Here is a 25,403-nt window from a genome sequence, read left to right as displayed (position 1 = left end):
TGCGTTCGTCGGTGACGATCTCGGAGTGCGCCGGGCAGGAGTGGTCGTCGGCGGCGTGGTGCGGGTAGAAACAGCCGCGCGATGTTGGTACCGATCCACCGTCTTCGCAATCTCGCCTGGGTCGGGCAACCGGGTGTCGCTCAGCGACACCTCGTGCTGAACGCGCCGTAGGTCAGTCCACCAACGCTCGGTACGTCGCCGCCTCGAAGTCGCGGTACCCGTCGATCGATGCGGGGTCGACGAAGGGGAAGATCTGGGTGGCCCAGAAGCCGCCGATCCGGGTGTGGGGATCGATCCAGTAGTAGAGGTTGGCCAGCCCGGCCCACGACTGCGAACCCGCCTTGCGGCCGGTGGGGGTGTCGGAGTCGTTCACCATGAACGGATACGACCAGGATTTCGGTGTCCCCGGATCGAATTCGACATCGTGGCTCAGCGGCGGGATCACACCGGGCAGCCGCCGCACTGCGAGATCGCCGATCTGGTTGCGCAACGCCGTCGCGACCGTGTCCGGGTGCAGGATCTGCTCACCGCGGTCGGAGCGGCCTTCGCGCAACCACATTCGCAGGAAGGTCAGATAGTCGGGGACGGTGGACCAGAGGCCCTGCCCGCCCATGTCGATCTCGGGATCGGCAGGCTGTTCCCAGCGGTGGTTGGGGACGAGCTCGCCCCGCTTGCGCATGTGCAGGACCGCTCGCCGACGCCGGGCGCCGTCGGACAGCGCAAATCCGGTGTCGGACATGCCGAGTGGGTCGAGGACCCGCTCGTCCATCACCGCGCGGAGACGGCGTCCGGTGACGGCCTCGATGACCTGGCCGGCCCAGTCCACCCCGGAGCCGTACTCCCACTCCGTGCCGGGATCGAACAGCAGCGGGGTTCGCAACGAGGCCCTCGTGGCCGTGGCGACGGCGGGCACACCGTGGTCCGCGGTCAGTCGACGGTAGGTCTCGTTGAAGAAGTCGTAACCGAAACCGGCGGTGTGCGTGAGCAATTGGTGGGTCGTGACATCGGAGGCGGGTGGCCGCAGGCGCGGCCGCCCGTCGTCGTCGAAGCCCTCGATCACCTGCAGCTCGCCGAGCGCCGGGACGTAAGTGCGGGCCGGTGCGTGCAGGTCCAAGGCGCCCTCCTCGACGAGCTGCAACGCGACCGTCGCGGTCACCGCCTTCGTCGCCGAGAACAGAGCGAAGACGGAGTCGACGGTCATCGGCTGCTCGTCGTCGAGCGCACGCACCCCCGCGGCACCGAGGAAGACCGTCTCCTCGTCGGTCGTGACGCCCGCGACCACCCCCGGCACCCGCGGCGCGCCCTCGGTCCGGGCGGTCAGGATCGGGGTCACCTCCTTGGCGAGGCGTTCGGATCGGACTGGTCCCGCAGAGGTCATGGAATGGTCTCTCCTCATCGAAGTGGAACGTGACCGGCCCCGACGAACGTCCGGAGTCGGTCGATGGCGAGGGTGAGGTCGTCGGTGGATGCGGCATAGGACAGACGGACGTACCGGTCCGCGCCCGCGACCCCGAAGTCGTGGCCCGGGGTCAGGGCGACATGGGCTTCGGCGAGCGCCCGGTCGCAGAACTGGGCCGACGTCAGGCCCGTGAAGCCGACGTCGAGGTAGACGTAGAACGCGCCGTCGGGGATGACCGGCACGTCGAGTCCGATGTCCGCGAGCCCGTCCACGACGAGTTGCCGGCGTCGCGCGAACTCACGACGGTTCTGTTCGGCCACCGCCAGGGAATCCGGCGTGAAGCAGGCCAGCGCCGCGTACTGCGACGGCGTGGGCGGGCACACGTAGAAGTTCTGCGCCAGCCGCTCCAGCACCCCCACGAGTTCCGCGGGCACGATGCACCATCCCAGCCGCCAACCCGTCATCCCGAAGTACTTGGAGAAGCTGTTGATCACCACCGTCTCCGCGACGCCCGGCGAATCGGCGGCCAGGATGCTGCGCGGCGGCCGACCGTCCGGTCCGGGGTCGGACAGGCCGAGGTAGATCTCGTCGACGATCGACCAGCCGTCCCGGGTCGCCGCGAGCTCGCACATGGCGACGAGTTCCTCACCCGGCATCGAGGTGCCGGTCGGGTTCGACGGGGTCGCCACGATGACGCCGCGGGTCGCGTCCGTCCACGCGTCGTCGATTTCGGCGGCGGTGACCTGGAACCGGTTGGCGGGGCTGGTCGGCAGGAGCCGGACCTGTGCGCCGAAGGCGTGCGCGAACTGGCGGTTGCACGGATAGGACGGGTCTCCGATGAGGACTTCGTCGCCCGGGTCGATCAGTGCCGCGCAGGCCATCAGGAGTGCCGCCGACGCGCCGGCGGTGACCGCCACCCGCGCGGGATCCACCGACGCCCCGAAATGGTGGCCGTAGAAGTCTGCGATCGCCTCGCGCAACTCCGGGAGGCCGAGGGCACCGGTGTAGGCGAGGGGACGGCTGGTCGCCTCGCGGGCGGCGGCGAGGACCGCCGGCGGTGCCCCGAAATCGGGTTCGCCGATGTTCAGCTTGACGACGGAATGACCAGCCGCCTCGAGTTCGGCGGCGCGCTTCGCGAACTCCATCGCCTGGAACGGGGCGATCCCTTCGGCACGTCGGGAGATCCTCATGGGTGACATTGTGCGCGTCGGGATATCTGGCACCCGACCCCACCTCTCCGGCGGCGACGCGCACCGGCAGGCAGGATGTGGGGGTGCCCATTCCCGAATTCATCCGCGATCTGCGTGCCCAGGTCGGTACCCGCGAACTCTGGTTGTCCGGCGTCAGCGTCGTCGTCTGCGACGACGCCGGGCGGGTGCTCCTCACGCGCCGCGTCGACAACGGACAGTGGGCCGTCGTGTCCGGCGTCCTCGAACCGGGAGAGGAGCCGGCGCGGGCGGCCCTGCGCGAGGTCCGCGAAGAAACCGATGTCAGCGCCGAAATCATCCGACTGACCAGCATCGACGTCACGCCGCTGATCACCTACCCGAACGGCGACCGGACCCGCTATCTCGACGTCTGCTTCCTCGCGCGCCACGTCGACGGCGATCCCCGGGCCGCCGACGACGAGAACTCCGACGTCGCGTGGTTCGCGCCCGACGCATTGCCGTCCGACCTGACCGACACGTCGGCACTGCGGATCGAGAAGGCGCTGGCCGGCAACGCCGAGGCGTGGTTCCGACGGTAGGGGTTCCAGCGGTAGGGGGTCCCTCAGGGAAGTCCCTGAAGTTCGCCCCAGAAGTGCCGCCGAGCATCGCTTTCCGGCTTCGGCGGGCGCAGACTGGGCTCATGACCACATCGACGAACAACACCACCGGCATGACCTTCTGGAAGGTTCTGGGCATCATCGCGGTCGCGCTGATCGCACTGGCCGTCCTCGGCCCGCTACTCGAGGGACTCTTCTGGATCGCCCTCGTCGCACTCGCCCTCTACGGCGGCTACATGCTGTTCCGTTCGAACAAGAAGAACACGCCCCCGACCACCTACTGACCGGGCATCACCCGCCGAACAGCATCCAGAGCCCGAGGAACGTGTAGAAGACCATCAGCACCATCATGGTGAGCTGCCCGGTCAGCTGGTGCCGGCGGGGCAGGAGACGCAACGATGCGTCGTGCGCCGCGGCCACCCCCAACAGATGGCCGCCGAGTACGAACGCCACCTTCAGGGTCACCGTGACCGTCGGGTGGTCACTCATCACGTACACCGGATGAGCATCGCTGAGCCACAGCACATTCCATCCCCTCCCCAGCGGATCGCCGAGCGCGAGGACGGCTTCTTGTCCCTGTTCGACGAGTGACTGCAGGTAGTGGGCGAGGATGTAACCGATCACGATCGGGACCAGCGAGTGCGCCATCAGGCCGGGGAGGCGGCGCCGAAGGTCGGGTTGCACACCGCCGACCGCGCGGGCGGCCGTCCAGAAGGTCACCACGACGACGCCGATGAACACCAACAGGCCGGCGGTCGAGTACACGGTGGCGGCCGCCCGGCTGTCACCGGCACCGTCGGCGACGAGGTCCTGCCAGAACGCGATCGCCGAAAAGCTGTCGAAAGCGGTGGAGCCGAGCAGGATCGCGAGAACGGTGACGGTACCCGGGAGCACCGGGAGCGTGGGCAGCGAGTTCATCGGACTGCGGAGGATCACCCGGCCGGCGCTGTTGCGCGCGAACGGGGACAGGCGCGAGGCCACGGTGCTGTACACCGCGAACGGGTCGGCGTCCACGGTCCACCGCAACCCGAAGACCACGCCACCGACGAGGGTGATGACCAGGTAGCAGAGAAGCCAGATCCGCACCGACGCCACCGAACTCGGGTCGGGCGACGCCAATTCGAGCCAGACGAAAGCGAACAGGCCCAACGCCGCGGGCCACCAGCCCAGCCGACGCGGATACTCCCGCAGGCCGACGACCCGCGGGCCGCCGACACCTCGGGCGGCCCGCAGCAGGGTGCGGACCGGGGACAGCAGTCGCCACACCGGTCCGAGGAGTACCGACAGCACGGTCATGCCGACCCAGAGCAGCACATAGAACGCGCCCGGTAGGGGGTTCTCGTCGTCGGGGCCGACGGCGGCCACGATCAGCCATGCGGTGAGAACCACTGCGGCGCCGCTGATCACGTCGCGCACCCAACGGTTGTCGACGGTCGCCGTCACCCATGCCGGGAGTTCTCGGCCGGCGTCCGGCCGACCGAATCGTGGTGTGCGCCAAGCGAACGCGATGACCGCGAACGAGATGGTAAGCGCCCAGGCGCCGCCGATCAACACCGCGGTCAGCGGGACGGGCAGGTACTCCGAACCACCCAGTCCGTGGGCGAGCAGAACGTCAGTCGGCCTCGCGGGCGGGGTCATCGGCCTCGTCTCTGGTCGGGGGAGCGGTGGAATCGGGGTCGCCGCCTGCCGGCTCGGCGGCAGTGCGGCCGGCCTCGCCCGGGCGGCCTGCGACGTCGTCCGCGTCGTCCTCGTCGTCCCCGCGTCGACGGTCGATGATCGCGATCGCGACGATGACGCCCACCACCAGGAACGCGGGGATCACGGCCGGCAGCGCCAGCACGAGCGGATGCGTCGCCAGGTGGTGGACGCCGGGGTCGGCAGCGAGAGCGATCACGGCTGCGGCTGGAGTTCGGGCTCCCGCGCGCCCGATGTCGCCTCCCGGGCGTTCACCCGGCCGGCTCCCCACGACAGCGCCGCGATGAGCAGCAGCGAACACACGAGCACCACCAGGGAGGCGGCGCCGAACAGCCACGACGGGTAGTCGAAGGTCCGCTCGCGCTGCAGGATCGATATCTCCGAGACGAACGGTTTCGTCGACGTCAGCTGAGCCGGCTCGCCCTCCGCGCCGATCGCCGGGTCGGCCGGCAGATACACCGGCACGCCCGCCATCGTGGTGCCGTCCTGTACGCGCAGGATGGTCTTCCATGATCCCGACACCGGCATCGGTTCGGTGGACCGGAAGTGGTTGAGGCCGACGCGCTCGAGCCGGTCGATGACGATGCCGCGGTCATTGTCGATCCCGCCCTGCCACGACATCAGCGTGACCCACTCGGGGTCGTCGCTGAGCGCGTCGGCCGGGTCGAGGAAGACCTCGGCCGTCACGTTCTCGTCGGCAGCCTCGTTCGGCCCGGCCGGGGTGAGGACGACGCGCGCGGTGACATCCGCGGGGACCGAGACCCGTAGACCGTTGGCAACGGCCCCGCCGATCACCAGGACGGAGAGCACGACCGCGGTGATGCTGACCCAACGGGTCGGGAGCCGCTCGCCGACGCTGACGAGACCCAGCAGCCCGCCGCACACACCGGCCGCGATGCCCACGGGGATCGCCATCGCCAACGCCTCGCCCCACATGCCGGTGACCCACGGGAACGGGTAGGCCGCGGCGATCCACCAGGACTCGATCCAGAGACCGAGGGTCGCGACTCCGAGCCCGGCCACCGCGCCGAAGAGCACGCGGCGCTTGAGCAGCGGGGTCAGCGCGAGCAGTTCGATGACCACGGCCGCGCCCAGGTAGAGCGGGAAGACGTTGATCGGCGCACCCAGCGCCGGACCCACGACGACCGCGACGACACCACGCAGCAGGATCGCGAAGACGGCCGCGACGAGCGCGGCGCCCGGCCCGAGACAGATCCGCGCGGCGACGAGGGCGAACGCCCCGGCCCCGGCGATCATCATCGGCTGCAGCACGAGCCGGAACTGCTCGACGCCGAAGTCGTACTCGATCTGGAACACCGACATGCCGATCACGAGCCCGCCGAAGGCCAGGCAGCGCACGAGCCACTGGCTCCGGCCGTCGTCCGGGGCGTCGGGACCCATGGCGGCCCGGCCCTCACGATCGAGGATCACGACGGCGATGAGCGACAGGCCCGCGCCGCCGATGAGCCGCAGGTGGGTCGGGCCCCAGAGGGTGACGTCCTGGCCGAAGATCCGATGCCAGACGTCGTCGAGCGGGAACCCCAGCAGTGCGTAGAAACCGCAGCCCGCCAGCAGGATTCCGCCCACCGGTGCGTACCAGTGACGCGTGATCCGGATCGCCGAGCGGCCGGGCTTGTCGAAGGGGAGGAACACCGACAGCATCCCGGAGATGAACAGCAGGAACAGGCCGACCAGGATGAAGTAGTGCGCCGGGTTGGCCAGCGGCCCCTCGTCGCGACCGTCGCCGATGTGCAGGCTCACGTCCCAGAGGAAGCCGAACAGCGCGCAGATGATCGTGCTGGTGAACAGGAAGATCGGCAGCGCCGCCCACGGTGGGCGGTTCACCCGGCGGGCGGCCCATTCGGACAGCGTGGTCAGCCACGTGATCTTGCGCGTGCGGTGCAGGTAACCGATCCAGAGCAGGCCGACCGACACGACGGCGGCCACCGCCGACATCAGGAAGACCTGGTCGAGTGCCGCTCCACCACCTTCGGCGGCGAGATGGACGCGCGTGACATCGCTTGTTGACATGGTCGAAGTATGCACAACCGCACCCGGGTCCTGGAAGTGCATTGGGCAAAACGGCGATCACGCGCAGTGAACGGCCCGCTCAGCTCATCCGACGGGGACGCACGACGACGTCGTGCAGATCTCCTCCGGCAGCTCGATCCCCGAGAGGCCGGGGATGTCGGGCAGGCCCGGAATGCTCGGCAATCCGGGCGCCGCCGGGGCCTCCGATTCCGGGGCCGGTGGCGTTGCCGCCCCGCCCGGCACGGTCACCCGCAGCGGCGCGGCGACCGTCGGGGTCGTCCCTGTCACCGGCGGGTTGGTGCCCCAGAACTCTTCGGCTGCTCCGGTGCCCGGTGGCAGCGTGATCGTGGTGCATCCCCAGTAGATGTCGTACGTGCCGTCCGGGATCGTCGTCGTCCCACTGGGTGTCGGCGGCGTGCCCTGAGAGATTCGCAGCGGCAACGACTTCGACGAGCCGGGGGAGATGAGCGCACCGAGCTCCTCCGGTGTCTGGTATCCGAAGACGACATTGGTCGGGGCTCCGCCGGCCGGGACGCCGACGATCTCGCAGCCGATGCGTTTCGCGGCGTTGTTCGTCACCGTCAGGGTGACGTTGTTGCCGGACACCGAGGGTGTCGCGGTCACATCGCTCGGCGCTGCGGTGGCGACGGGCGCGAGGGCGGCTCCGAATGCCGCTGCGGCGCACACCGCCAGGCCGACGGTGGCTGTCCGGACTCGGTTGCTCATACGGGTGTCCTTCCACATGGGTTTTCAGTACCGACCAGGAAAAAGCAAGTCGCACGGTCGTCGAAAATATGCGGGATTTCGCATCCCGTTCGATTCTCGTCAACGATTGTCAAGTCGTTCTCACCTGACTCTGAATCACACGACCGAATCGACAGAAATATCCGGTCAATGCTCGACCCGGTCATTCTTACAGATATGGGTAATGCCCGCAGAATGAGGGTGGAAAAGACATTCGGCGTCGGATTCGCAGGTTCGAGAGGCCGGGCGGCCGTCGCGGCGCCACCGAACACCCGGTGGCCTACGCGTCGGCTCGGTAATCTACTCGCGACGCAGGACGCCCGAACAGCAGGGCGACCGAACAGACCGGGGACGCCATGCCGACGGTGATCGCGACCATCAGTCTCAAGGGCGGGGTCGGGAAAACCACGCTCACGGGAGGCCTCGCCGACTTCCTCGCCGGCGTCTTCGGCAAGAAGGTGCTGCTCGTCGACCTGGACGCCCAGACCAACCTGACGACGATGATGATCGGGCAGGAACACTGGCTGACGTGCAACGCCCGGCGGCACACCGTCGCGACACTCTTCACCGACCTGCTCGACGGCACGGAATCGTTCGACCTCGAGGGCAGCGTGCAGCGCGATGTCTCGACCGTGGCCGGGCTCACCGGGATCGACCTGCTGCCGTCGTCTCTGGACCTCATCGAACTGGCCGAGGAGCTCAGTGCTCACCGGGTTGCTGCGGACGACCATCTGGCGGCCGTCGAGGTCCTGACGAACGCGTTGGCCCCGATCGCCGGGCAATACGACTACATCCTCGTCGACTGCCCGCCCAACGTCGGACCGTTCAGCCTCAACGGGCTGGCGATGGCCGCCGCATATCTGATCCCGACCATCCCGGATGTCCTGTCCACATATGCGATTCCGCACATCCAGCGTCAGGTCGCCGATTTCGGCACCGAATTGGGGCGGGAAATCGTCGAATTGGGGGTGGTGATCACCAAGTACCGGGCGGCGTCGACGCTTCATCAGGACACGGTGCGGCGACTGAGACGGGACACCTCGATCCAGAACGTCCTGCCGACCTACCTGCACGAGGGCAATGCGATCGGTGCCGCCGCCGACTTCGCAACCTGGCCGAGCCTGCATGCGAAGTACGGCTACCACGGCCACTACGAACAGTTCCGCGATCTGACCCGCGCCGTGATGGTCGAGGCCGACGCCAAACTCGCTCGGGCCGAACTCGCTCGGGCCGAACTCTCGGGGGCGGTTCCGAGTTCCCGCGGCCCATTCGATCGACCGACGCCGAACCGCAGCTCAGGCGTCTAAGTTCATCTCAGCCGCCGACCGGTGGCGCCTCGTTCGACTCCTCAGGAGCTCCCATCATGCGCAAAGTGCACATCACCTCGGTTCTCGGCGCCGCAGCACTGGCCGTCGCCCTCACGGCGTGCGGTTCCGATGACTCGGCGTCGGGTGGCACCGACGCGGAGGCCACCGTGACCGTCGACGGTCAGGAACTGGAACTGGCGGACAAGACGGTCGGGTGCACCGACGCCGCGGGCAAGGTGACCATCGGGATCGGATCGGGTGGGGGCTCGGGTATCGGCGTCGTCCTGACGTCGGGTGACTCGCCCGAGGTGGAATCCGTGGGTCTGGGCTCGCTCGACGGTGTGGTGCTGGCCTATCAGAAGGGTGCCGGCGGCGGCAGCGGCGAGGTCACCAAGGACGGGGACACCTACACGGTCACCGGCGACGCATCCGGGATCGATCCCGCCAATCCGACCGAGCCCGTGACCAAGTCCTACGAGATCAAGGTGACCTGCCCCTGATCCCGGTTCCGCCGCTTGGTCTCGGTCCGGTGACCGGTCCGGTCTCGATGTGTACACATTTTCCCCGGACGCTGTTTGGCGCTCTGTCGGGCTGGGTACGTTCCGATTTGTAGCGATTCGAGAGGTCTTCGCGATCTCTAACGATTTGCACAACGGATCAACGACGACCCTTTAGGAGCAGACATGTGGGCCATCCTCGTATGGATTGTGATCGGCGGGCTCGCCGGCTGGATCGCCAGCAAAATCATGGGAACCGATGCACAACAGGGAATCATCCTCAACATCGTTGTGGGCGTCGTTGGCGGCTTGTTGGGCGGCTGGTTGTTGCAGGCGTTGTTTGACGTGGAGGGTGGTGGCATCTTCCTCACGTTCGTGACCTGCCTCGTTGGTGCATGCATCTTGCTGTTCATCGTGAAGCTGGTGACCGGGCGCGGTCGTCGAACTCGCGTCTGACAGCAGAGAATCTCCGCCCCGGCTCGACGTTCGCATCGAACGTCGAGCCGGGGCGGAGTCGCGTCGGGGCCGTGTCCGGGGCATATGCGTACGTTGGATTGGGTACGAGAGTGGCGACCGCACAAGTGAGCAACCGAAAGTGAGCATCCAGTGACTCGAGTGGCGATCATCGGCGGACACGGCAAGATAGCGCTGCGGCTGGCGCGGATTCTGTCGGAACGCGGCGACGAGGTGACCTCGATCATCCGCAATCCCGAACACGCCGAAGACGTCGCGGACACCGGGGCCGTTCCCGTGGTCGCCGACGTCGAGACCCTCGACACCACCGGCATCGCCACCGCGATCTCCGGCCACGACGCGGTGGTGTGGACCGCGGGGGCCGGCGGCGGCGATCCGAAGCGGACGTACGCCGTGGACCGCGATGCCGCGATCCGGTCCATGGACGCCGCCGTGCGGGCCGGAGTCCGCAGGTACGTGATGGTGTCCTACTTCGGCGCCGGACCCGATCACGGTGTGCCCGAGGACAACTCTTTCCACGCCTACGCCGAGGCCAAGGCGGCTGCGGACACGTACCTGAAGTCCACGGAACTCGACTGGACGATCCTCGGACCCAGCAAGCTGACCGACGAGAACGGCACCGGCAGCATCACGCTCGGCGGCGACCGGGTCGAGGGTGACCAGGTCAGCCGGGACAACGTCGCCCAGGTCGCGGCGGCCGTTCTCGACCATCCGGCGGCGGTGCACGAGGTGATCGAGTTCAACGACGGCGACACCCCGATCCTCGATGCCTTCCCACGGTCCTGAGGAGCCGGATTCCCCTCTTGCCGCCGTTATCGCGGCTTGTCGCGCGATCGTCGGCGACGCGCATGTCCTCACCGACCCGGACGCCACGGCAGGGTTCCTGACCGACTGGACCGGGCGGTATCGCGGAGCGGCGGAGGCGGTGGTCCGGCCCCGCACCACCGACGAGGTCTCGCGCGTGCTCACCGAATGCGACCGGTCGGGCATCCGGGTCTGCGCGCAGGGCGGCAACACCGGACTCGTCGGCGGCTCGGTGCCACCGGCCGCCGCCGTCGGCGAGCGCTGGATCGTGCTGTCGACGGTGCGGATGACCGACATCGACGAGGTGGACACCGTCGGTCGTTGTGTCGGCGCCCAGGCCGGCGCGACCGTCGAATCCATCGACCTCCGCGCCGCGGCGCACGGCCTGTCGTTCGGTATCGACCTCGCCTCCCGCCAGAGCGCGACCGCGGGCGGGGTCGTGTCGACCAATGCCGGTGGGACGCGGATGATCCGGCGGGGCAACGCGAGGTCGCAGATCGCGGGGATCGAGGCCGTCCTGGCCGACGGCCGCGTGCTCCGCCGGTGGACATCCCTCGTCAAAGACAATGTGGGATACGACCTTCCAGCCCTCCTGGCCGGTAGCGAGGGAACCCTCGCGGTGATCACCCGGGTCCTGTTCCGACTCGTCGCGCCGCCCTCGGCCGCGACCGTCGCGGTCGCCTCGATCGAGCGCGTCGAGAACGCCATCGGGCTGATCGGCGCCGCGTCGGCGGCGGGACTGACCGTCGAGGCCGCCGAACTGATGACCGAGGCCGGGGTTGCGCTCGTCGCCGAGTACGGCCACCGGCGCCCGACGACGACGCCGGGACCGTTCTATGTCCTTCTCGAGGTGTCGGGGACCGGGGACATCGAGACCGCCACCGCGGAGCTCTTCGGTGATGCCACCGGGATCATCGACGCCGTGCTCGCGCCGGCGCCGGCTCGCGCCCTGTGGTCCGGTCGCGAGGGCCACACCGAGGCCATCGCCGGGTCGAGCGCGACACCGGTCGTCAAGCTCGACATCTCGGTTCCGATCCGGGCACTGCCCGAGGCATTCGCCGAACTGTCCCGTGTGGGTTCCGAAAACGAATTTCCCTGTCGCCCTATTCTTTTCGGACACGTGGGTGACGGCAACATCCACGTCAACCTGCTCGACGTCCCGCCGGCGCAGGCCGGCGCGGTCACCGACCACGTGTTCGGGATCGTGGCCGCCAACGGCGGGAGCATCAGTGCCGAGCACGGTATCGGCCGCGCGAAGTCGGCCTGGACGCACCTCGGCCGTGACGCCACCGACCTTGCGACCATGCGCGCGATCAAGGACGCGCTGGACCCGCGGGGAACCCTGAACCCGGGGGTGATCTTTCCGTGAGGACCGTACCGGTGGACCGAACCGGGCGGCGCGGGCGGCGGGCGCACGGAAATCCTGCGATCATGCACGGGTGGCTGATGTGAACCTCGATGGGTTGACCGCACTGGCGGATCGCTACGGCGTCGCTTCCAGCTATGTCGGCTGGGGTGACGAGCGGCACGAGGTGGATCCGGACACATTGGTCGCGGTGCTCCGGGCGCTAGACGTCCCCGCGGGTTCGCCCGAGGAGATCGAGAACTCGATTCGCGAGATCGACGAACAACCGTGGCGTGAGTTCGTCCCGGCCGTGACCGTCGTGACCGAGGGCTCGGGAGCCACGTTCGCCGTGCATGTTCCGCACGGGCACCTGGTGAAGGTGTGGGTGGTCAGCGAAACCGGTGACGACGTCGCGGCCCCCCAACTCGATGTCTGGGTCGAGCCGCGCGAGGTCGACGGCGTGCTGATCGGCCGTGCGACGTTCGCGGTGCCCGACGACCTCCCCACCGGATATCACCAGATCAAGGCGCTCGATCTCGACGATTCATCGGCCTCGAGCGCGCCCCTGATCGTGACGCCGCGCCGACTGCACACCGCCGACCGGCTGATCGGCCGGAAGCGATGGGGACTCGCGGCGCAGCTGTACTCGATCCGATCGGCTGACTCGTGGGGCGTGGGCGACTTCGCCGATCTCGCCGGGATCTGCGAGGTGGCCGCCAGTGCGTACGGCGCCGACTTCGTCCAGGTCAATCCACTTCACGCCGCCCAGCCGAAAGCGCCGATCGAGGCGTCGCCGTACCTGCCGGTGACGAGACGATTCGTCAACCCGCTCTACATCCGGATCACCGACATCCCCGAGCTGGACGGGCTGTCGAAGTCGCAGCGCAAGTGGGTCAAGGCGTTGAAGCGCAGCTTCCTCGACGAGAACACCGCGACCGACAAGATCCGGCGCAACAAGGCATTCCGCGCCAAGCTGGAAGCACTCGAACTCATCTACGGCGTCCCGCTCGCCCCGGCTCGTGCGCACGCCTACCGCGCATTCCGGCGCCGGGAGGGGAAGGGCCTCAAGCGTTTCGCGACGTGGTGCGCGCTGGCCGAGCGGTACGACGCCGACGACCCGCGCTGGCAGGGCAAGTTCGCAGACCCCGCGTACATGAAGAAGAAGCGTCGAAAGATGGCCCGGCGCATCGACTTCCACATGTGGCTGCAGTGGATCTGCGACGAGCAACTGGCCACCGCCGCGCACGCGGCGCGATCGGCCGGCATGGAGATCGGTGTGATGGCCGATCTCGCGGTCGGGGTCGCTCGGCACAGCGCCGATGCATGGGCCCTCGGTGACGTGCTCGCCTCCGGTGCGACGGTGGGGGCGCCGCCCGACGGTTTCAACCAGCAGGGCCAGGACTGGGACCAACCGCCGTGGCATCCACGACGCCTCGCCGAGGCCGGTTACGAGCCCTACCGCGACATGATCCGCACCGTCCTCCGACACGCGGGCGGTGTGCGCGTCGATCACATCCTGGGATTGTTCCGGCTCTGGTGGATACCCGACGGCAGCAGCCCGGCCCAGGGCACCTATGTGCACTACGACAGCGAGGCGCTGATCGGCATCCTGGCGCTCGAGGCGCACCGCGCCGACGCGGTGGTCGTCGGCGAGGATCTCGGGGTGTTCGAACCGTCGGTGCAGGACTCACTCCGCGAACGCGGAATCCTCGGCACGTCGATCCTGTGGTTCGAACAGGGGCCCGACGCCGCGACCCCGCCCGAGGACTACCGCGAGCTGTGTCTGACCTCGGTGACGACCCACGATCTGCCCCCGACCGTGGGATATCTGGCGGGCGACCACATCACGCTGCGATCGCGGCTGGGCCTGCTCGCCTCCGGGGAGGACGCGGAGCGGGCGCGCGATGCACGTGAACGCGACGCCGTCCTCGAACTCGCCTACGAACGCGGCCTGCTGTCCCGGGACACCCCGCTGACCGACCCGAAGGTCGTCGACGCTCTCTACGCCGTGATCGCCCACAGCCCGTCGGTACTGCTGAGCGTCGCCCTGGTGGATGCGGTGGGGGAGCGACGAATCCAGAACCAGCCGGGCACCGACAGCAGTCAGTACCCGAACTGGTGTGTCCCGCTGGCCAATTCGGAGGGCGACGTCGTGCTCGTCGAGGACCTCGTCAGCAGCGTGCGCTTCCGCCGCCTCGTGTCGGTGCTCAACGAGTCGGGCGTGCCAGGTTCCTGACCGAGACGATGGTCAGTACGAGTGCGATGAGGGCCAGCAGAGCGACCCCGATGTTGAAGGCGATCCCGGCGGGCCGGAGACCCCAGTGCTGCGCGGTGATTCCCTGGCCGACGATCGGGATCGAGATCGCGACGTAGGCGACGACGAAGTAGGTCGAGGTGACCTCGGCCTTGCGTCCCGCCGGGGTCGCCGCGACCACCGACGCCAGTCCCTTGCTGAACGACATGCCCTGCCCCACACCGCAGATCACCGCTCCGCCCAGCAACGCCGGGGTCGATGCGGCGACCAGTCCCAGGATCGACAGGCCGGTCCCGAGGATGAGGATGGCGCAGCCGGCGATCAGGGCCGGTTCGGTCGGCATCCGGCGCACGACGATCTGGGTGACCGCCGAGGACGCGAACAGGACGAACACCAGGAAACCGGTGAACGCGTGGTCGTCGATGCCGAGGATGTTCGTGACGAAGGACGGCATCACGCCGGTGAAGGTGCCCATCACCGCGAATCCGGCGAATGCGGCGATCGACGCCCGGACGAAGACGCCGCGGATGTCGGCCGGGACCGACAGCCGCTGGATGCTCAGCCGGGCGCCGGGGACGACGTCCACCGTCTCGGGCAGCCGCCAGATGCCGAGGAAGACCAGGACCAGTAGCGCCAGATCGAGTACGAACGGGGTGTGCAGCGGGGACGGGGCGTACTCGGCGAGGACTCCGGCGATCAGCGGTCCGAGGCCCAGGCCGCCGATGTTGGCCGCGGTCGCCACGGCCGGGGCGCGTCCCCGCCACGACGCGGGGGCCAGTTCGATGACCGCGGTGGTGGCGGCGCCGGCGTAGATGCCCGCGGACAGACCCGACAGCACCCGGCCCAGCAGCAACTGCCAGACCGGGCCGGCCGTGAGGAAGACGACGGCGCTGACCGCCGACAGGATCGCGCCGGCGATGAGCATCTTGCGCCGGCCGATGACGTCGGACCAGCGTCCGAAGCCGATCAGCGCGGCGATGACGCCGGCCGCGTACACGGCAAAGATCACGGTCGTGGTGGTCACGCCGAAATCGAGTTCCTCGCCGTAGATCGCGTAGAGCGGTGTGGGCAGCGTGGTGCCCAGCATGATCACGGCGAAGGCGTAGACCGCCGCGGCGAAGGATGCGCCGGTCGGCGCAGGGGAGGCGGGGGTATGCGAACGGTCAGACATGGCAGCTGACACGCTACCGCCGCGTCCGGGAGGGTCCGGCCCTGGTCTCCCGGCTGTGTGCTGGGTTACGGTAACTGTCGGTAACGGTAATTAAGGGTGAGCGACGAGGGGGTGTCGGATGCAACCAGAACTCGACGTCGTGATCGTGGGTGCCGGCTTCGGCGGGATGGGTGCCGCGATCGAACTGAAGCGACAGGGCTTGGACAACATCGCGATCCTCGAGCGGGAGGACGACCTGGGCGGGACGTGGCACGTGAACCACTACCCGGGACTCGCCGTCGACATCGCGTCGGTCACCTACTCCTATTCCTTCGAGCCCAACCCGTACTGGTCCCGGCTGTTCGCCCCCGGAGCAGAGCTGAAGCGTTACGCCCACCACGTCGCCGACAAGTACGACCTCAAGCGGCACATGGAATTCGGAACGGTCGTCGAGTCCGCGACCTGGGACCCCGACGAGCAGCTGTGGCGCGTCCGCACCGCATCCGGCACCGAACGCACGGCGCGTTATCTGGTGACCGCGACCGGGTTCCTGTCCCAGCCGCACGTCCCGGAGTTCCCGGGCATCAAGAACTTCGCGGGCACGATCCTGCACACCGCGGACTGGCAGGACGGGTTCGACTTCACCGGTAAGAAGGTCGCCGTGATCGGTACCGGCGCGACCGCGGTGCAGCTCATCCCCGAGATCGCCGCCCGCGCCGAGGCCCTGACCGTCTTCCAGCGCACCGCGATCTGGGTGGTGCCCAAGATCGACTTCGCGATCCCGTCGCTCGTCCAGCAACTGTTCGGCCGGTTCCCGCTCACCCAGCGTGCTGCGCGACTGGTGAACTCGTCGCTTCTCGAACTGCTGATGGTGTTCGGCGTCCTGCACTACAAGCAGGTGAAGCCCGGCAACAAACTCGCCGCCCGACTGGCCCAGGCGCACCTGCGGCGCCAGATCGCCGACCCGGAACTACGGCGGAAGCTCACCCCGGACTACGACTTTGGCTGCAAACGCCCCACCTTCTCCAACACCTACTTCGCCAGCTTCGCCCAGCCGAACGTGAGCCTGCAGACCAGTGGCATCGCCCGCCTCGAAGCCGATGCGATCCTCGCCGCGGACGGCACCCGGACCGAGATCGACACCCTCGTTCTCGCCACCGGGTTCAACCTCTGGGACACCAACTTCCCGGCCTTCGACATCGTCGGCCGGGACGGGCGCAACCTCGGCGAGTTCTGGCGCGAGAACCGCTTCCAGGCCTACGAGGGCGTCACCGTCCCGAAGTTCCCGAACCTGTTGTCCCTCAACAGTCCTTACTCCTACAGCGGCCTGTCGTACTTCACGACCATCGAAGGGCAGATGAAGCACATCGCCCGCCTCTTCGGAGAACTGCGCCGCCGCGGGCAACGGACGTTCGAGGTGACCGAGGAGGCCAACGACGCCTTCCTCGACGAGGTGACCGATCGTCTGCAGTCCTCGGTGTTCTACAACGGGGACTGCGCGACGTCACGCAGTTACTACTTCAACCAGCACGGCGAGGCGACGCTGCTCCGCCCGGCCTCGACGCTGCGGACTCTCCGCGAGATGGACTCGTTCCCGTTGCGCGACTACGAGTTCAGCTGAGCGCTCCTCTCCGACAGCTCCCTGAGGAGCGCCCGGAGTTTGCGGCGGGCCCGCCCTCACCCCTTGCTCCCTGAGGAGCGCCCGGAGCTTGCGGAGGGCGCGTCACGAAGGGTTCAGCAACTCCGGCCCGTTGTTGGCGACGCGGTTGACCAGCGGGGCGACCTCGCGGATCGCGATCGCATCGACCAGCGACTCGGCGGGTGGGGCGAACAGCTCATCGGGTGCCCGGCCGTCCGGGTCGAGCCAGGCATTCCAGTGTTCGTACGGCATGATCAGCGGCATCCGGTCGTGGACGTCGCGCAGCTCCCCGACCGCGTCGGTGGTGAGGATGGAACAACTGAGCAGTGGCTGGGCGGCCTTCTCGGACGACTCGGGGTCGGTCTTGGGGTGCCAGACCGACCACAACCCGGCCATGAAGAGCCGGGTCCCGTCCTGCGGCGACATGAAGAACGGGATCTTGGTGGGTTTGCCCTTGCTGTCGGCCGGACCCTTCTTCCACTCGTACCAGCCGTCCATCGGCACGAGGCAACGCCGCGACTTGACCGACGAACGGAACGAACTCTTCTCCGCGGCGCTCTCGGCGCGCGCGTTGAACAGCAGCGGCCCCTTCCCGACCTCCTTCGCCCACGGCGGCACCAGCCCCCAGCGCATCGCGCGGACGCGGAGCAGCGGATCGTCGTCGGGATCGTCGGGCGAGTGTCGCTTGACGACGGTCATCACGGTCGTGGTCGGCGCGACGTTGTAGTTCACGCCCGGTGACCGGGGCGCCGCATCGAGATCGGTGGAGTCCGCACCCGCCGGCTCGGGTACCTCGTTGACCGCATCGATCTCGGCTGCCAGCTTCGCCGGGTCGGTGGTCACCGCATAGCGTCCGCACATGGTGTCCATGCTGCCCTAATGGTGGCCCGGCCTCGTGATGAGTGCCCGTTCCGATGACCGACGATCAGGCGACGGCGATGTCGGCGACGACGGCCTCGGTGACGGACACCAGATCGGCCGGGGCCAGCTCGATCTCGAGCCCGCGCTTGCCGGCGCTGCACAGCACCCGGTCGAAGCGCGTGGCCGACGAGTCGACGACGGTCGGCAACCGGGTCCGCTGGCCGACCGGGGACACGCCGCCGAGAACGTAGCCGGTGGTCCGGGTGACCGCCTTGGCGTCGGCCATCTTCGCCTTCGACGCGCCGAGTGCGGCGGCCGCCGATTTGAGCGACAGCTTGGCCGGCACCGGGACCACCGCCACCGCCAGGCCGGGCCGGTCCCCGCCGGATAGTTCGATGACCAGCGTCTTGAAGATCTGCTCGGCACGGACACCGAGGGTTTCGGCGAGAGCGGCGACCGCCTCCGCGCCGTAGGCCTCCGATCGGGGGTCGTGCGCGTACCGGTGCACCGAGTGGTCGATCCGGGCGCGTTCGAGCGCGGCGATCGCCGGGGTGGACGCCATGGTCGGTTACCTCCTGGTCGTGAGCGGGGTCGCGGCTGAGCGCGTGCGCACGAGGCCGCGGTGATCCGCGCCGAGACGATCGCGGGGGCGGGCCGGGAACAAACCGCGCGGTGCGCTCTGTTGGGACTGATCGGACAACGGACGTATGAAGACGGACACGAAGGAGGTCAGAGGCATATGAGCACAGCGGCCGTGATGGAGCTCCCGCAGCGCGTCGAACCGAGGCCTCTCTCGGTGGGGGACGGGTCGGTAAGCTTGATCGACAACATCTCCGTGATGCCTCCCATCGAAGGGATCGTAGTGTCCGACACAGAAGCATCCGACACAGAGTCACCCGATTCCGGCCGTACCGGGAGCGCCAAGGCGCCTCGCCGGGCCGATCCGAACGAGTCGCCGGAACAGCTGACCGAGCGGTTCGAGCGTGACGCGCTGCCGCTGCTCGACCAGATGTACGGTGCCGCGCTGCGGATGACCCGCAATCCCGCCGACGCCGAGGACCTGGTCCAGGAGACCTACATCAAGGCGTTCACCGCGTTCGCGTCGTTCCGGGAGGGCACCAACCTCAAGGCCTGGCTCTACCGGATTCTCACCAACACCTACATCAACGGCTACCGCAAGAAGCAGCGTCAGCCCGCGCAGTACCCGACCGACGAGATCACCGACTGGCAGATCGCGGCGACCGCCGAGCACACCTCGCAGGGGCTGCGGTCGGCGGAGATCGAGGCGCTCGACGCCCTCCCCGACGACGAGATCAAGGCCGCGCTGCAGGAATTGCCGGAAGACTTCCGGATGGCCGTCTACTACGCCGATGTGGAAGGCCTGCCGTACAAGGAGATCGCCGAGATCATGGACACCCCGATCGGTACCGTCATGTCCCGACTGCACCGCGGTCGCCGTCAGCTGCGCGAGCTGCTGGCCGACGTCGCGCGTGAGCGCGGGTTCAATCGTTCCGCACGTGCGGCGGCGGATGCGGAGGTGGCGCGATGAGCGACGTCGATCCGGAGCTGACCCAGCTCGACTGCTCGGCCGTCATCGCCGATGTCTGGCTCCTGCTGGACAACGAGTGCGACCAGAACGCCCGGGAACGACTCCAGGGCCATCTCGACTCCTGCCCGTCGTGCCTGGCGCACTACGGCATCGAACAGCAGCTCAAGGCGCTCGTCAACCGGAAGTGCGGCGGCGACCAGGCGCCGCAGAGCCTGCGCGACCGTCTGCGCATCGAGATCCGCAAGACCGTGATCGTGCACGAGGTCTCCGAATCCGATCGCTGATCGCGTCGAGAACACACGAAAAAGCCCGGGCGGCCTGTGAAGGCCGTACCCGGGCTTTTTGGCTTGCTCGCTCGCCGAGACCGCGTGGTGCGGTGATCAGGCGTTGGGGCGCTTGCCGTGGTTGGCAGCGTTCTTCTTACGAGCACGCTTCTTGCGTCCGCGCTTTCCCATGACGCATCTCCTTCATTGCGGGGCGGGCGCCGTGGGACCGGGCCCGCCGTGTACTGGTTCAGCTGTGCTGAGACAACCCTGGCATCGGCCGGGGAGGACATCCCTGGTGTCATCCGGGGAAGACATCCCTGGTGATCGGGACATCACAGTGTCTCAGGGATTCTTCCACGTACCAAAAACACCTCTGCTGACGCCCCCGGCACCGGGCCCTCCGGGTACGACGCCGTGGGCTAATTTGGGTGCATGGCAGAAGACGTTGTGGCAGAGATCGTCGCGAGTGTCCTCGAGGTGCGCGTCGCCGCGGGGGAGCAGATCGAGGTCGGCGACACCCTGGTCCTGCTCGAGTCGATGAAGATGGAGATCCCCGTGCTGGCCGAGGAGCCGGGCACGCTCGCCGAGGTCAAGGTCGAGGTCGGCGACGTCATCCAGGCCGGCGATGTGATCGCCGTCTACGAGTAGTGAACCGGCCCCGGCCCGTCGTCGCCCCCGTGTCCTGAGATGTCCACCCTCTCCGACCTGCTCGCCGAACACACCACGCTGTCCGACTCGGCAGCCGCGCATCTGCAGCGCCTCGTCGCCGAATGGCAACTGCTCGCCGACCTCTCGTTCGCCGACCTACTGTTGTCGGTGCGCACGGAGGCGGCCGCGGTCGTCACGGTCGCGCAATGCCGTCCCAACACGGCCTCGACGGTCTTCCCGACCGACGAGGTCGGCCGCGTCATCGACACCGAAGCCCATCCACAGGTGTTGCGCGCCTTCACCTCCGCCCGCATCCTGCGCGACGAGGACCCCACCTGGTTCGGCGCGACGGCCATGCGGCAGGAAGCGGTTCCGGTCGGCTTCGACGGCGAGGTGATCGCCGTGGCGACCCGAGCTGTCGACCTCACCCACCCGCGCCTGCCGTCGCCGCTCGAACTCGCTTATCAGGACTCGGCCGACGACCTGTGCCAGATGGTCGCCGACGGCACCTTTCCGCACGAGGAGGGGAATCCGCGCGGGCTGTCGACGCCCCGCGCCGGCGACGGTTTCGTCCGTCTCGACGGACAGGGCCTCGTCACCTACACCAGCCCGAACGCGCTGTCGGCCTTCCACCGGATGGGGTGGACCGCCGAACTCAATCACACCCGCTTGTCCGACGTCGTCAAGCAACTCATCACCGAACCGTTCGAGGCCGACGACGTCGCACTGATGCTCGACATCGCGGCCGGCGTCGCCGAGATCCCGACCGGCCCCTACCGCGACATCGGGATGCGCGTGGAGGCAGACGCCCGCCGCGCGACGGCCCTGATCCGCGCCGTGCCGCTCCGTCCGCGGGGCGAGACGACCGGAACCGTCGTCCTGATCCGGGACGTCACCGAGGTCAAGCGACGCGACCGCGCACTCATCAGCAAAGACGCCACCATCCGCGAGATCCACCACCGGGTGAAGAACAACCTGCAGTCGGTCTCGGCGCTGTTGCGACTACAGGCGCGGCGCACGTCGAACTCCGATGCCCGCGAGGCGCTCAACGAGGCGGTGCGCCGAGTGGCCTCCATCGCGCTCGTCCACGAGTTGTTGTCGGGCAGCGTGGACGAGGAGGTCGACCTCGACGAGGTCGTCGATCGTCTGGTCCCGATCCTGGTCGATGTCGCGTCGGGGGAGGCGAGGGTGGCTGTGCGCCATCGCGATCGGCTCGGCGTGCTGACCGCCGAACTCGCGATGCCGCTGGTGATGGTCCTCACCGAACTCATCCAGAACGCGATCGAACACGGCTTCGACGGCGCGCCGCACGATGACGCCGAGATCGCGGTCGTCGCCGAGCGGGATGTGCGCGGCCTTCGAATAGCGGTCCGCGACAACGGTTCCGGTCTTCCGGAGCATTTCGATCTGGCCACGTCCGACCATCTCGGCCTGCAGATCGTCAAGACCTTGGTGTCCATCGAACTGGGCGGTGAACTCGATGTCCGGTCCAATCCGGGTGGCCCGGGAACCGAAGTGGGTGTCTACATTCCGCTACGCTCGTGAGCCGTGGTCGCGGACCGCATTGTCTGACAGCGGTTTCCGCCGGACAGTGGGGACGAGTGCACGAAAAAACCCGGCCGTGGCCGGGTTTCTTCGAGTCCGGGACGACGCCGGCCGTCGAGGCCTAGACGCTGCTCCGGGTACGCGTACGTGCGGTACGGCGCTTGAGTGCGCGTCGCTCGTCCTCGCTCATGCCGCCCCACACTCCGGCATCCTGGCCGGACTCGAGGGCCCACGACAGGCAGTCGGCGGTGACGGGGCACCGCGCGCAGACGAGCTTCGCGTCGGCGACCTGTGCGATGGCCGGGCCGCTGGTCCCCACGGGGAAGAACAGTTCCGGATCCTCGTCGCGACAGATGGCCTTGTGACGCCAGTCCATTCCACTACTCCTTCGGGCGCGTTCGCACCACTCGATCGTCTTGCTGGTGATTGTCGGCTGTAACTCTCAGTTCACGCGGCGCACCAAATGTTTCCGCGTTGTTGCTTGTGAATACTTTCACGAATCGGGCCGAAGTCAATGGGTTTGCTTCACACGTGGGCAACATCACGTCGCCCGCCTAGCACTCCGGTCGCGGACTCCCGAAGGGGGGTCCGGGCACTTTGTCTCACGGCCTTGTTGTAGCCTACGCGTCTCGCGGCGGTACTGTCGACGACTTTCTGCAGGTCGGGACCCCGTCGCCGGTGAAAACGCTCGTGACGTGGCCGGACGCCGAGGGTAGTGTTCACCACATGCGCCGACGATGTTGATCCACACCGCCCCGGCGGCCCCACCGCAGGCTGACAGCCGCGGCGGTGGGCTCCGCCCTCCTCGAAGACCTCATCCCGCTCTATCCGCTGTACGCCGTCCTGTTCGCCGACCCCGGGATCCCGGGCGCCGGGCTCGGGCCCGCCGAGATCTCGGCGCTGTTCGTCATCTGGTCGGTGTCGTCGGTGATCGTCGAGGTCCCCACCGGTGTGCTGGCCGACCGCGTGTCCCGACGCAAGCTGCTGGTCGCCGGTCCGCTGATCACCGCGTCGGGTTTCGCGCTGTGGACGGTGGCGCCGTCGTTCGTCGCCTTCGCCGCCGGATTCGTCCTGTGGGCCCTCGGTGGAGCGTTGCGGTCCGGCACGACACAGGCGCTGGTCTACGACGAGCTGAACCGGCTGGGGCGCTCGCAGGACTACGCCCGACTGACCGGGCTCATGCGGGCGGCCGGGGCCGTCGGAGTGATCGGCGGCACCGCGGCGGCCGCACCGTTGTTCGCGTGGGGCGGTTACGACGCCGTGGGCGCCGCCAGCGTCGTCGCCTGCGTGTTGTGTTCGGTGATGTCGGCGATGCTGCCCGAGAAGGCTCGGGAGGCCGCCGATCCACCGGAACCCGAGGACGCGGACCCCGACCTCGGTTGGCGGGAGATCGTCCGCCACGGCTGGGGCTCGGTGCGGACGCAGCCGGTCGCACGGCGCATGTTGCTGCTGGGCGTGGCGCTGACCTGGGTCGCGGCGCTCGACGAGTATCTCCCGTTGCTGATCGCGTCGTTCGTGGTCGACGCCGCCGCCGAGCCCGATCCGGCGGCGGTCGCGCTGCTCATGATCGTGGTGTCGGCCGGTGACATCGGCGGCGCGCTCGCGGCGGGGCGGTTCCGGTCGGTCGACGCGATCGGGCCGGCGGTGGGGGTGGGCGCGGTCGTGTTCATCGGGTCAGCGCTGTGGGGGCACCCGGTGGGGGCCGCGGGCGTCGCGACGGCGTTCGGGATCCTGGGGTGGGCGCGTGTCGTGGCCGACGCCGAGCTGCAGGACCATCTGAGTTCGGCATCGCGGGCCACCGTCACCTCGCTGGCCGGGATGGGCGAGGAGGTGGTCGCGATCCTGGCCTTCGCCGGCTGGGCGTTGGGGTCGACATGGCTGGGTCCGGCCGGGCTCTTCGTGGCGGCGGCGCTGCCCTACGTCGTGATGTCGGCGGTGCTGATCGGCGGTGCGATGACCGTGAGGGCGTCGCGGCGATGACGAAAACGTATGTCGCGGAAGGCCCCGATGTAGTCGCCGTCCATCTGGACGTCGATGGGGGCCTCCGCGCGGAAGCACACCTCGTCGACGTCGTCATCCCGAAAGAGGTGGCGTGCCTTGGGATCTGCCTGTGACAGGAGTCGCGTCGCCAGTGGGAGGTTACGGAACACGCCGGTGGAGGTCGCCACGAACACCCCCAGGCCGGTGTGGAAACCGGTGCCGGGGTTGGTTCGGATCTCACGCGGTCCCAGATAGGTCCACGGGCTGGTGTTGGACACGAAACCGTAACGCGCGCCGACGATCCGGTCCCGGCCGGGGATCTCGACGTCGAACGTGGCCGACGAACCGGACTGCTTCAGGAAGCTGGTGATCGTGGTCCACAGGTATCGGGCCGGCGTCGCGGTCTTGCCCGCGTGCCGCTTGTCCTCCATCGCGTGGATGACAACCGCGTCCATGCCCATGCCCGTGTTGAACAGGAACCAGCGGTCGTCGGTGTGGCCGAGTCCGATCCGGCGACTGCGTCCCGCGTCGAGGAGGGTGATGATCTGCTGTGTCGCGAGCAGCGGGTCGGGATCGATCCCCAGCGTGCGCGCGAAGACGTTGGCGCTACCGCCGGGGATCACGGCCAGGGCGGGCCGCCGCCGGTCGGGATCGCTGCTCGACGGCGGGTCGAGCAGTCCGTTGGCGGCCTCGTTCACCGATCCGTCGCCGCCGTGCACGATGACGGTGTCGAAGTCCTCGGCCGCGGCGCGCGCGGCGAGCTCGAACGCATGCCCGCGGTGCGTGGTGAGTTCGACGTCGAGGTGGAAATGCGCGCTCAGGGTGTGCGCCAGCGCGTCGCGGCCGGCCGGACTGGTCGCGGTGGCGAACGGGTTGACGATGAGCATGACACGCACGACACCCGAGGATATGGGGTCGTCGCCGCCCGCGCGTAATCGCGCGGATGTGTACGGCGCCATCGCTCCGGTGCGCACACCCGCGGAGGTCCGCGCGAGAGGACCAAATATCCTGGGACGGTGAGCACCGAGAACGGCCGTCCGGAGTCCGACACCGATCCGTTGGTGACCCCGCGCCAGATCAAGATCGCGGGTGCGGTGACCACGCTGCAGGGTCTGGCCGGTGTTGCGGTCGCGGTGATCCTGGTCGTGCGCGGCCTGGCCGGGCACGAGGAGACCACCATCAGCGGCTACGGCACCGCGGCCTGGTTCGGCATCATCGGCGGGGGAGTACTGGTCGGCGGTCTGGCGCTGCTCTCGGGGCGGCGGTGGGGACGCTCGATCGCCATGGTGGCGCAGATCCTGCTGCTGCCGGTGGCGTATTACCTGTTCACGAGCGGATGGCCGGTGTTCGGCGTGCCGCTGGCGCTCGCGGCGCTCGCGGTCCTGGTGATGCTGTTCAGTCCGGCGTCCATGAGGTGGCTCGCCGACGAGCTCGAACCCGAGCGCTGACA

General features: G+C 68.5%; 27 protein-coding genes. 15 read left to right on the top strand and 12 right to left on the bottom strand.

All coding sequences use genetic code 11. The features are described from left to right. Positions 1 to 172: 172 nt before the first annotated feature. A complete protein-coding gene (locus AS181_RS12535; RefSeq protein ID WP_058251919.1) occupies positions 173 to 1,378 on the bottom strand; it encodes a serine hydrolase domain-containing protein in 1,206 nt (401 codons plus the stop codon). Positions 1,379 to 1,392: 14 nt separating this feature from the next. Continuing rightward, on the bottom strand, positions 1,393 to 2,589 hold the full coding sequence (locus AS181_RS12530; RefSeq protein WP_058251918.1) for an aminotransferase class I/II-fold pyridoxal phosphate-dependent enzyme: 1,197 nt from the start codon (positions 2,587 to 2,589) through the stop codon (positions 1,393 to 1,395). Between the two features lie 83 nt (positions 2,590 to 2,672). On the opposite strand from AS181_RS12530, the gene AS181_RS12525 reads away from it, so the two are divergent. Together AS181_RS12525 and AS181_RS12520 are read left to right on the top strand one after the other, a co-directional pair. Then, positions 2,673 to 3,146 (top strand): NUDIX hydrolase, encoded by a 474-nt coding sequence (locus AS181_RS12525; protein ID WP_058251917.1) that lies wholly within the window; start codon positions 2,673 to 2,675, stop codon positions 3,144 to 3,146. A gap of 101 nt (positions 3,147 to 3,247) precedes the next feature. After that, the gene (locus AS181_RS12520) at positions 3,248 to 3,448 is read left to right on the top strand and encodes a hypothetical protein (RefSeq protein WP_058251916.1); all 201 of its coding nucleotides are present in this window, start codon (positions 3,248 to 3,250) and stop codon (positions 3,446 to 3,448) included. A 7-nt stretch (positions 3,449 to 3,455) separates the two neighbouring features. Here AS181_RS12520 and AS181_RS12515 read toward each other — a convergent pair whose 3' ends face one another. From AS181_RS12515 to AS181_RS12500, 4 genes are all read right to left on the bottom strand, one after another. After that, complete coding sequence (locus AS181_RS12515) at positions 3,456 to 4,802, bottom strand: hypothetical protein (protein WP_058251915.1); 1,347 nt, start codon at positions 4,800 to 4,802, stop codon at positions 3,456 to 3,458. Then, positions 4,777 to 5,058, bottom strand: coding sequence for a hypothetical protein (locus AS181_RS12510; protein ID WP_058251914.1), 282 nt, complete (start codon positions 5,056 to 5,058; stop codon positions 4,777 to 4,779). The genes AS181_RS12515 and AS181_RS12510 overlap by 26 nt, the downstream gene beginning before the upstream one ends. Beyond that, positions 5,055 to 6,890 (bottom strand): hypothetical protein, encoded by a 1,836-nt coding sequence (locus AS181_RS12505; RefSeq protein WP_058251913.1) that lies wholly within the window; start codon positions 6,888 to 6,890, stop codon positions 5,055 to 5,057. Before AS181_RS12505 ends, AS181_RS12510 begins: the two co-directional genes overlap by 4 nt. Positions 6,891 to 6,974: 84 nt before the next feature. After that, positions 6,975 to 7,616, bottom strand: coding sequence for a hypothetical protein (locus AS181_RS12500; protein ID WP_058252017.1), 642 nt, complete (start codon positions 7,614 to 7,616; stop codon positions 6,975 to 6,977). 374 nt (positions 7,617 to 7,990) lie between these two features. On the opposite strand from AS181_RS12500, the gene AS181_RS12495 reads away from it, so the two are divergent. The 6 genes from AS181_RS12495 to malQ all read left to right on the top strand — a co-directional run bounded on the left by AS181_RS12495 (position 7,991) and on the right by malQ (position 14,297). Continuing rightward, positions 7,991 to 8,941, top strand: a complete 951-nt coding sequence (locus AS181_RS12495) for a ParA family protein (protein WP_058251912.1) — start codon at positions 7,991 to 7,993, stop codon at positions 8,939 to 8,941. 56 nt (positions 8,942 to 8,997) lie between these two features. After that, entirely contained in the window at positions 8,998 to 9,441 is a 444-nt protein-coding gene (locus AS181_RS12490; protein ID WP_058251911.1) for a lipoprotein LpqH, read from the top strand. A gap of 183 nt (positions 9,442 to 9,624) precedes the next feature. Then, on the top strand, positions 9,625 to 9,894 hold the full coding sequence (locus AS181_RS12485; protein WP_058251910.1) for a GlsB/YeaQ/YmgE family stress response membrane protein: 270 nt from the start codon (positions 9,625 to 9,627) through the stop codon (positions 9,892 to 9,894). Between the two features lie 150 nt (positions 9,895 to 10,044). Then, positions 10,045 to 10,698 carry an SDR family oxidoreductase gene (locus AS181_RS12480; protein ID WP_165629752.1) on the top strand — a complete coding sequence of 218 codons (654 nt, stop codon included), beginning with the start codon at positions 10,045 to 10,047 and terminating at the stop codon, positions 10,696 to 10,698. Continuing rightward, positions 10,679 to 12,085 (top strand): FAD-binding oxidoreductase, encoded by a 1,407-nt coding sequence (locus AS181_RS12475; protein WP_082652929.1) that lies wholly within the window; start codon positions 10,679 to 10,681, stop codon positions 12,083 to 12,085. Before AS181_RS12480 ends, AS181_RS12475 begins: the two co-directional genes overlap by 20 nt. A 79-nt stretch (positions 12,086 to 12,164) precedes the next feature. Beyond that, positions 12,165 to 14,297 (top strand): 4-alpha-glucanotransferase, encoded by a 2,133-nt coding sequence (malQ, locus tag AS181_RS12470; RefSeq protein WP_058251908.1) that lies wholly within the window; start codon positions 12,165 to 12,167, stop codon positions 14,295 to 14,297. On the opposite strand, the gene AS181_RS12465 is transcribed toward malQ, so the two are convergent. Then, complete coding sequence (locus AS181_RS12465; RefSeq protein ID WP_058251907.1) at positions 14,269 to 15,486, bottom strand: MFS transporter; 1,218 nt, start codon at positions 15,484 to 15,486, stop codon at positions 14,269 to 14,271. The genes malQ and AS181_RS12465 overlap by 29 nt on opposite strands. A gap of 118 nt (positions 15,487 to 15,604) precedes the next feature. Between AS181_RS12465 and AS181_RS12460 the strand changes: the two genes are divergently transcribed. After that, the gene (locus AS181_RS12460) at positions 15,605 to 17,086 is read left to right on the top strand and encodes a flavin-containing monooxygenase (RefSeq protein ID WP_058251906.1); all 1,482 of its coding nucleotides are present in this window, start codon (positions 15,605 to 15,607) and stop codon (positions 17,084 to 17,086) included. A gap of 102 nt (positions 17,087 to 17,188) precedes the next feature. Here the strand turns inward: AS181_RS12460 and AS181_RS12455 are convergent, their stop codons facing one another. Then, the gene (locus tag AS181_RS12455) at positions 17,189 to 17,965 is read right to left on the bottom strand and encodes an SOS response-associated peptidase (protein WP_058252015.1); all 777 of its coding nucleotides are present in this window, start codon (positions 17,963 to 17,965) and stop codon (positions 17,189 to 17,191) included. A 64-nt stretch (positions 17,966 to 18,029) separates the two neighbouring features. Further along, positions 18,030 to 18,527, bottom strand: a complete 498-nt coding sequence (ybaK, locus tag AS181_RS12450; RefSeq protein ID WP_058251905.1) for a Cys-tRNA(Pro) deacylase — start codon at positions 18,525 to 18,527, stop codon at positions 18,030 to 18,032. Positions 18,528 to 18,704: 177 nt separating this feature from the next. Between ybaK and AS181_RS12445 the strand changes: the two genes are divergently transcribed. Then, positions 18,705 to 19,514: a sigma-70 family RNA polymerase sigma factor gene (locus AS181_RS12445; protein WP_058251904.1), complete on the top strand. Its 810-nt coding sequence runs from the start codon at positions 18,705 to 18,707 to the stop codon at positions 19,512 to 19,514. Further along, on the top strand, positions 19,511 to 19,798 hold the full coding sequence (gene rsrA / locus AS181_RS12440; protein ID WP_055475556.1) for a mycothiol system anti-sigma-R factor: 288 nt from the start codon (positions 19,511 to 19,513) through the stop codon (positions 19,796 to 19,798). Before AS181_RS12445 ends, rsrA begins: the two co-directional genes overlap by 4 nt. 96 nt (positions 19,799 to 19,894) lie before the next feature. Here rsrA and AS181_RS25760 read toward each other — a convergent pair whose 3' ends face one another. After that, complete coding sequence (locus tag AS181_RS25760; protein ID WP_369758845.1) at positions 19,895 to 19,969, bottom strand: 50S ribosomal protein bL37; 75 nt, start codon at positions 19,967 to 19,969, stop codon at positions 19,895 to 19,897. A gap of 243 nt (positions 19,970 to 20,212) precedes the next feature. Here AS181_RS25760 and AS181_RS12435 point away from each other — a divergent pair, with 243 nt between their 5' ends. Continuing rightward, positions 20,213 to 20,428, top strand: coding sequence for a biotin/lipoyl-binding carrier protein (locus tag AS181_RS12435; RefSeq protein WP_055475555.1), 216 nt, complete (start codon positions 20,213 to 20,215; stop codon positions 20,426 to 20,428). A 39-nt stretch (positions 20,429 to 20,467) separates the two neighbouring features. Beyond that, the gene (locus AS181_RS12430; protein WP_058251903.1) at positions 20,468 to 21,973 is read left to right on the top strand and encodes a sensor histidine kinase; all 1,506 of its coding nucleotides are present in this window, start codon (positions 20,468 to 20,470) and stop codon (positions 21,971 to 21,973) included. A 121-nt stretch (positions 21,974 to 22,094) separates the two neighbouring features. Here AS181_RS12430 and AS181_RS12425 read toward each other — a convergent pair whose 3' ends face one another. Continuing rightward, positions 22,095 to 22,349, bottom strand: coding sequence for a WhiB family transcriptional regulator (locus AS181_RS12425; RefSeq protein WP_004023450.1), 255 nt, complete (start codon positions 22,347 to 22,349; stop codon positions 22,095 to 22,097). Positions 22,350 to 22,762: 413 nt separating this feature from the next. Here AS181_RS12425 and AS181_RS12420 point away from each other — a divergent pair, with 413 nt between their 5' ends. Next, positions 22,763 to 23,953: an MFS transporter gene (locus AS181_RS12420; RefSeq protein ID WP_058251902.1), complete on the top strand. Its 1,191-nt coding sequence runs from the start codon at positions 22,763 to 22,765 to the stop codon at positions 23,951 to 23,953. Here AS181_RS12420 and AS181_RS12415 read toward each other — a convergent pair. Continuing rightward, positions 23,890 to 24,840, bottom strand: coding sequence for a diacylglycerol/lipid kinase family protein (locus AS181_RS12415; protein WP_175401173.1), 951 nt, complete (start codon positions 24,838 to 24,840; stop codon positions 23,890 to 23,892). The genes AS181_RS12420 and AS181_RS12415 overlap by 64 nt on opposite strands. Positions 24,841 to 24,969: 129 nt before the next feature. On the opposite strand from AS181_RS12415, the gene AS181_RS12410 reads away from it, so the two are divergent. After that, positions 24,970 to 25,401, top strand: coding sequence for a hypothetical protein (locus tag AS181_RS12410; RefSeq protein WP_058251900.1), 432 nt, complete (start codon positions 24,970 to 24,972; stop codon positions 25,399 to 25,401). Positions 25,402 to 25,403 lie beyond the last annotated feature (2 nt).

Source organism: Gordonia sp. SGD-V-85, from assembly GCF_001456905.1.
Taxonomy (GTDB): domain Bacteria; phylum Actinomycetota; class Actinomycetes; order Mycobacteriales; family Mycobacteriaceae; genus Gordonia; species Gordonia hongkongensis.
The sequence above is the reverse complement of the archived record's forward strand: the minus strand, read 5'-3'. Positions and strand labels throughout refer to the sequence as shown.

Coding starts and splice junctions, on each gene's coding strand:
- AS181_RS12535 (WP_058251919.1), bottom strand. CDS start 1,378: ATGACCTCTGCGGGACCAGTCCGATCCGAACGCCTCGCCAAGGAGGTG.
- AS181_RS12530 (WP_058251918.1), bottom strand. CDS start 2,589: ATGAGGATCTCCCGACGTGCCGAAGGGATCGCCCCGTTCCAGGCGATG.
- AS181_RS12520 (WP_058251916.1), top strand. CDS start 3,248: ATGACCACATCGACGAACAACACCACCGGCATGACCTTCTGGAAGGTT.
- AS181_RS12515 (WP_058251915.1), bottom strand. CDS start 4,802: ATGACCCCGCCCGCGAGGCCGACTGACGTTCTGCTCGCCCACGGACTG.
- AS181_RS12505 (WP_058251913.1), bottom strand. CDS start 6,890: ATGTCAACAAGCGATGTCACGCGCGTCCATCTCGCCGCCGAAGGTGGT.
- AS181_RS12500 (WP_058252017.1), bottom strand. CDS start 7,616: ATGAGCAACCGAGTCCGGACAGCCACCGTCGGCCTGGCGGTGTGCGCC.
- AS181_RS12495 (WP_058251912.1), top strand. CDS start 7,991: ATGCCGACGGTGATCGCGACCATCAGTCTCAAGGGCGGGGTCGGGAAA.
- AS181_RS12490 (WP_058251911.1), top strand. CDS start 8,998: ATGCGCAAAGTGCACATCACCTCGGTTCTCGGCGCCGCAGCACTGGCC.
- AS181_RS12485 (WP_058251910.1), top strand. CDS start 9,625: ATGTGGGCCATCCTCGTATGGATTGTGATCGGCGGGCTCGCCGGCTGG.
- AS181_RS12475 (WP_082652929.1), top strand. CDS start 10,679: ATGCCTTCCCACGGTCCTGAGGAGCCGGATTCCCCTCTTGCCGCCGTT.
- AS181_RS12465 (WP_058251907.1), bottom strand. CDS start 15,486: ATGTCTGACCGTTCGCATACCCCCGCCTCCCCTGCGCCGACCGGCGCA.
- AS181_RS12460 (WP_058251906.1), top strand. CDS start 15,605: ATGCAACCAGAACTCGACGTCGTGATCGTGGGTGCCGGCTTCGGCGGG.
- AS181_RS12455 (WP_058252015.1), bottom strand. CDS start 17,965: ATGTGCGGACGCTATGCGGTGACCACCGACCCGGCGAAGCTGGCAGCC.
- ybaK (WP_058251905.1), bottom strand. CDS start 18,527: ATGGCGTCCACCCCGGCGATCGCCGCGCTCGAACGCGCCCGGATCGAC.
- AS181_RS12445 (WP_058251904.1), top strand. CDS start 18,705: ATGAGCACAGCGGCCGTGATGGAGCTCCCGCAGCGCGTCGAACCGAGG.
- rsrA (WP_055475556.1), top strand. CDS start 19,511: ATGAGCGACGTCGATCCGGAGCTGACCCAGCTCGACTGCTCGGCCGTC.
- AS181_RS12435 (WP_055475555.1), top strand. CDS start 20,213: ATGGCAGAAGACGTTGTGGCAGAGATCGTCGCGAGTGTCCTCGAGGTG.
- AS181_RS12430 (WP_058251903.1), top strand. CDS start 20,468: ATGTCCACCCTCTCCGACCTGCTCGCCGAACACACCACGCTGTCCGAC.
- AS181_RS12425 (WP_004023450.1), bottom strand. CDS start 22,349: ATGGACTGGCGTCACAAGGCCATCTGTCGCGACGAGGATCCGGAACTG.
- AS181_RS12415 (WP_175401173.1), bottom strand. CDS start 24,840: ATGCTCATCGTCAACCCGTTCGCCACCGCGACCAGTCCGGCCGGCCGC.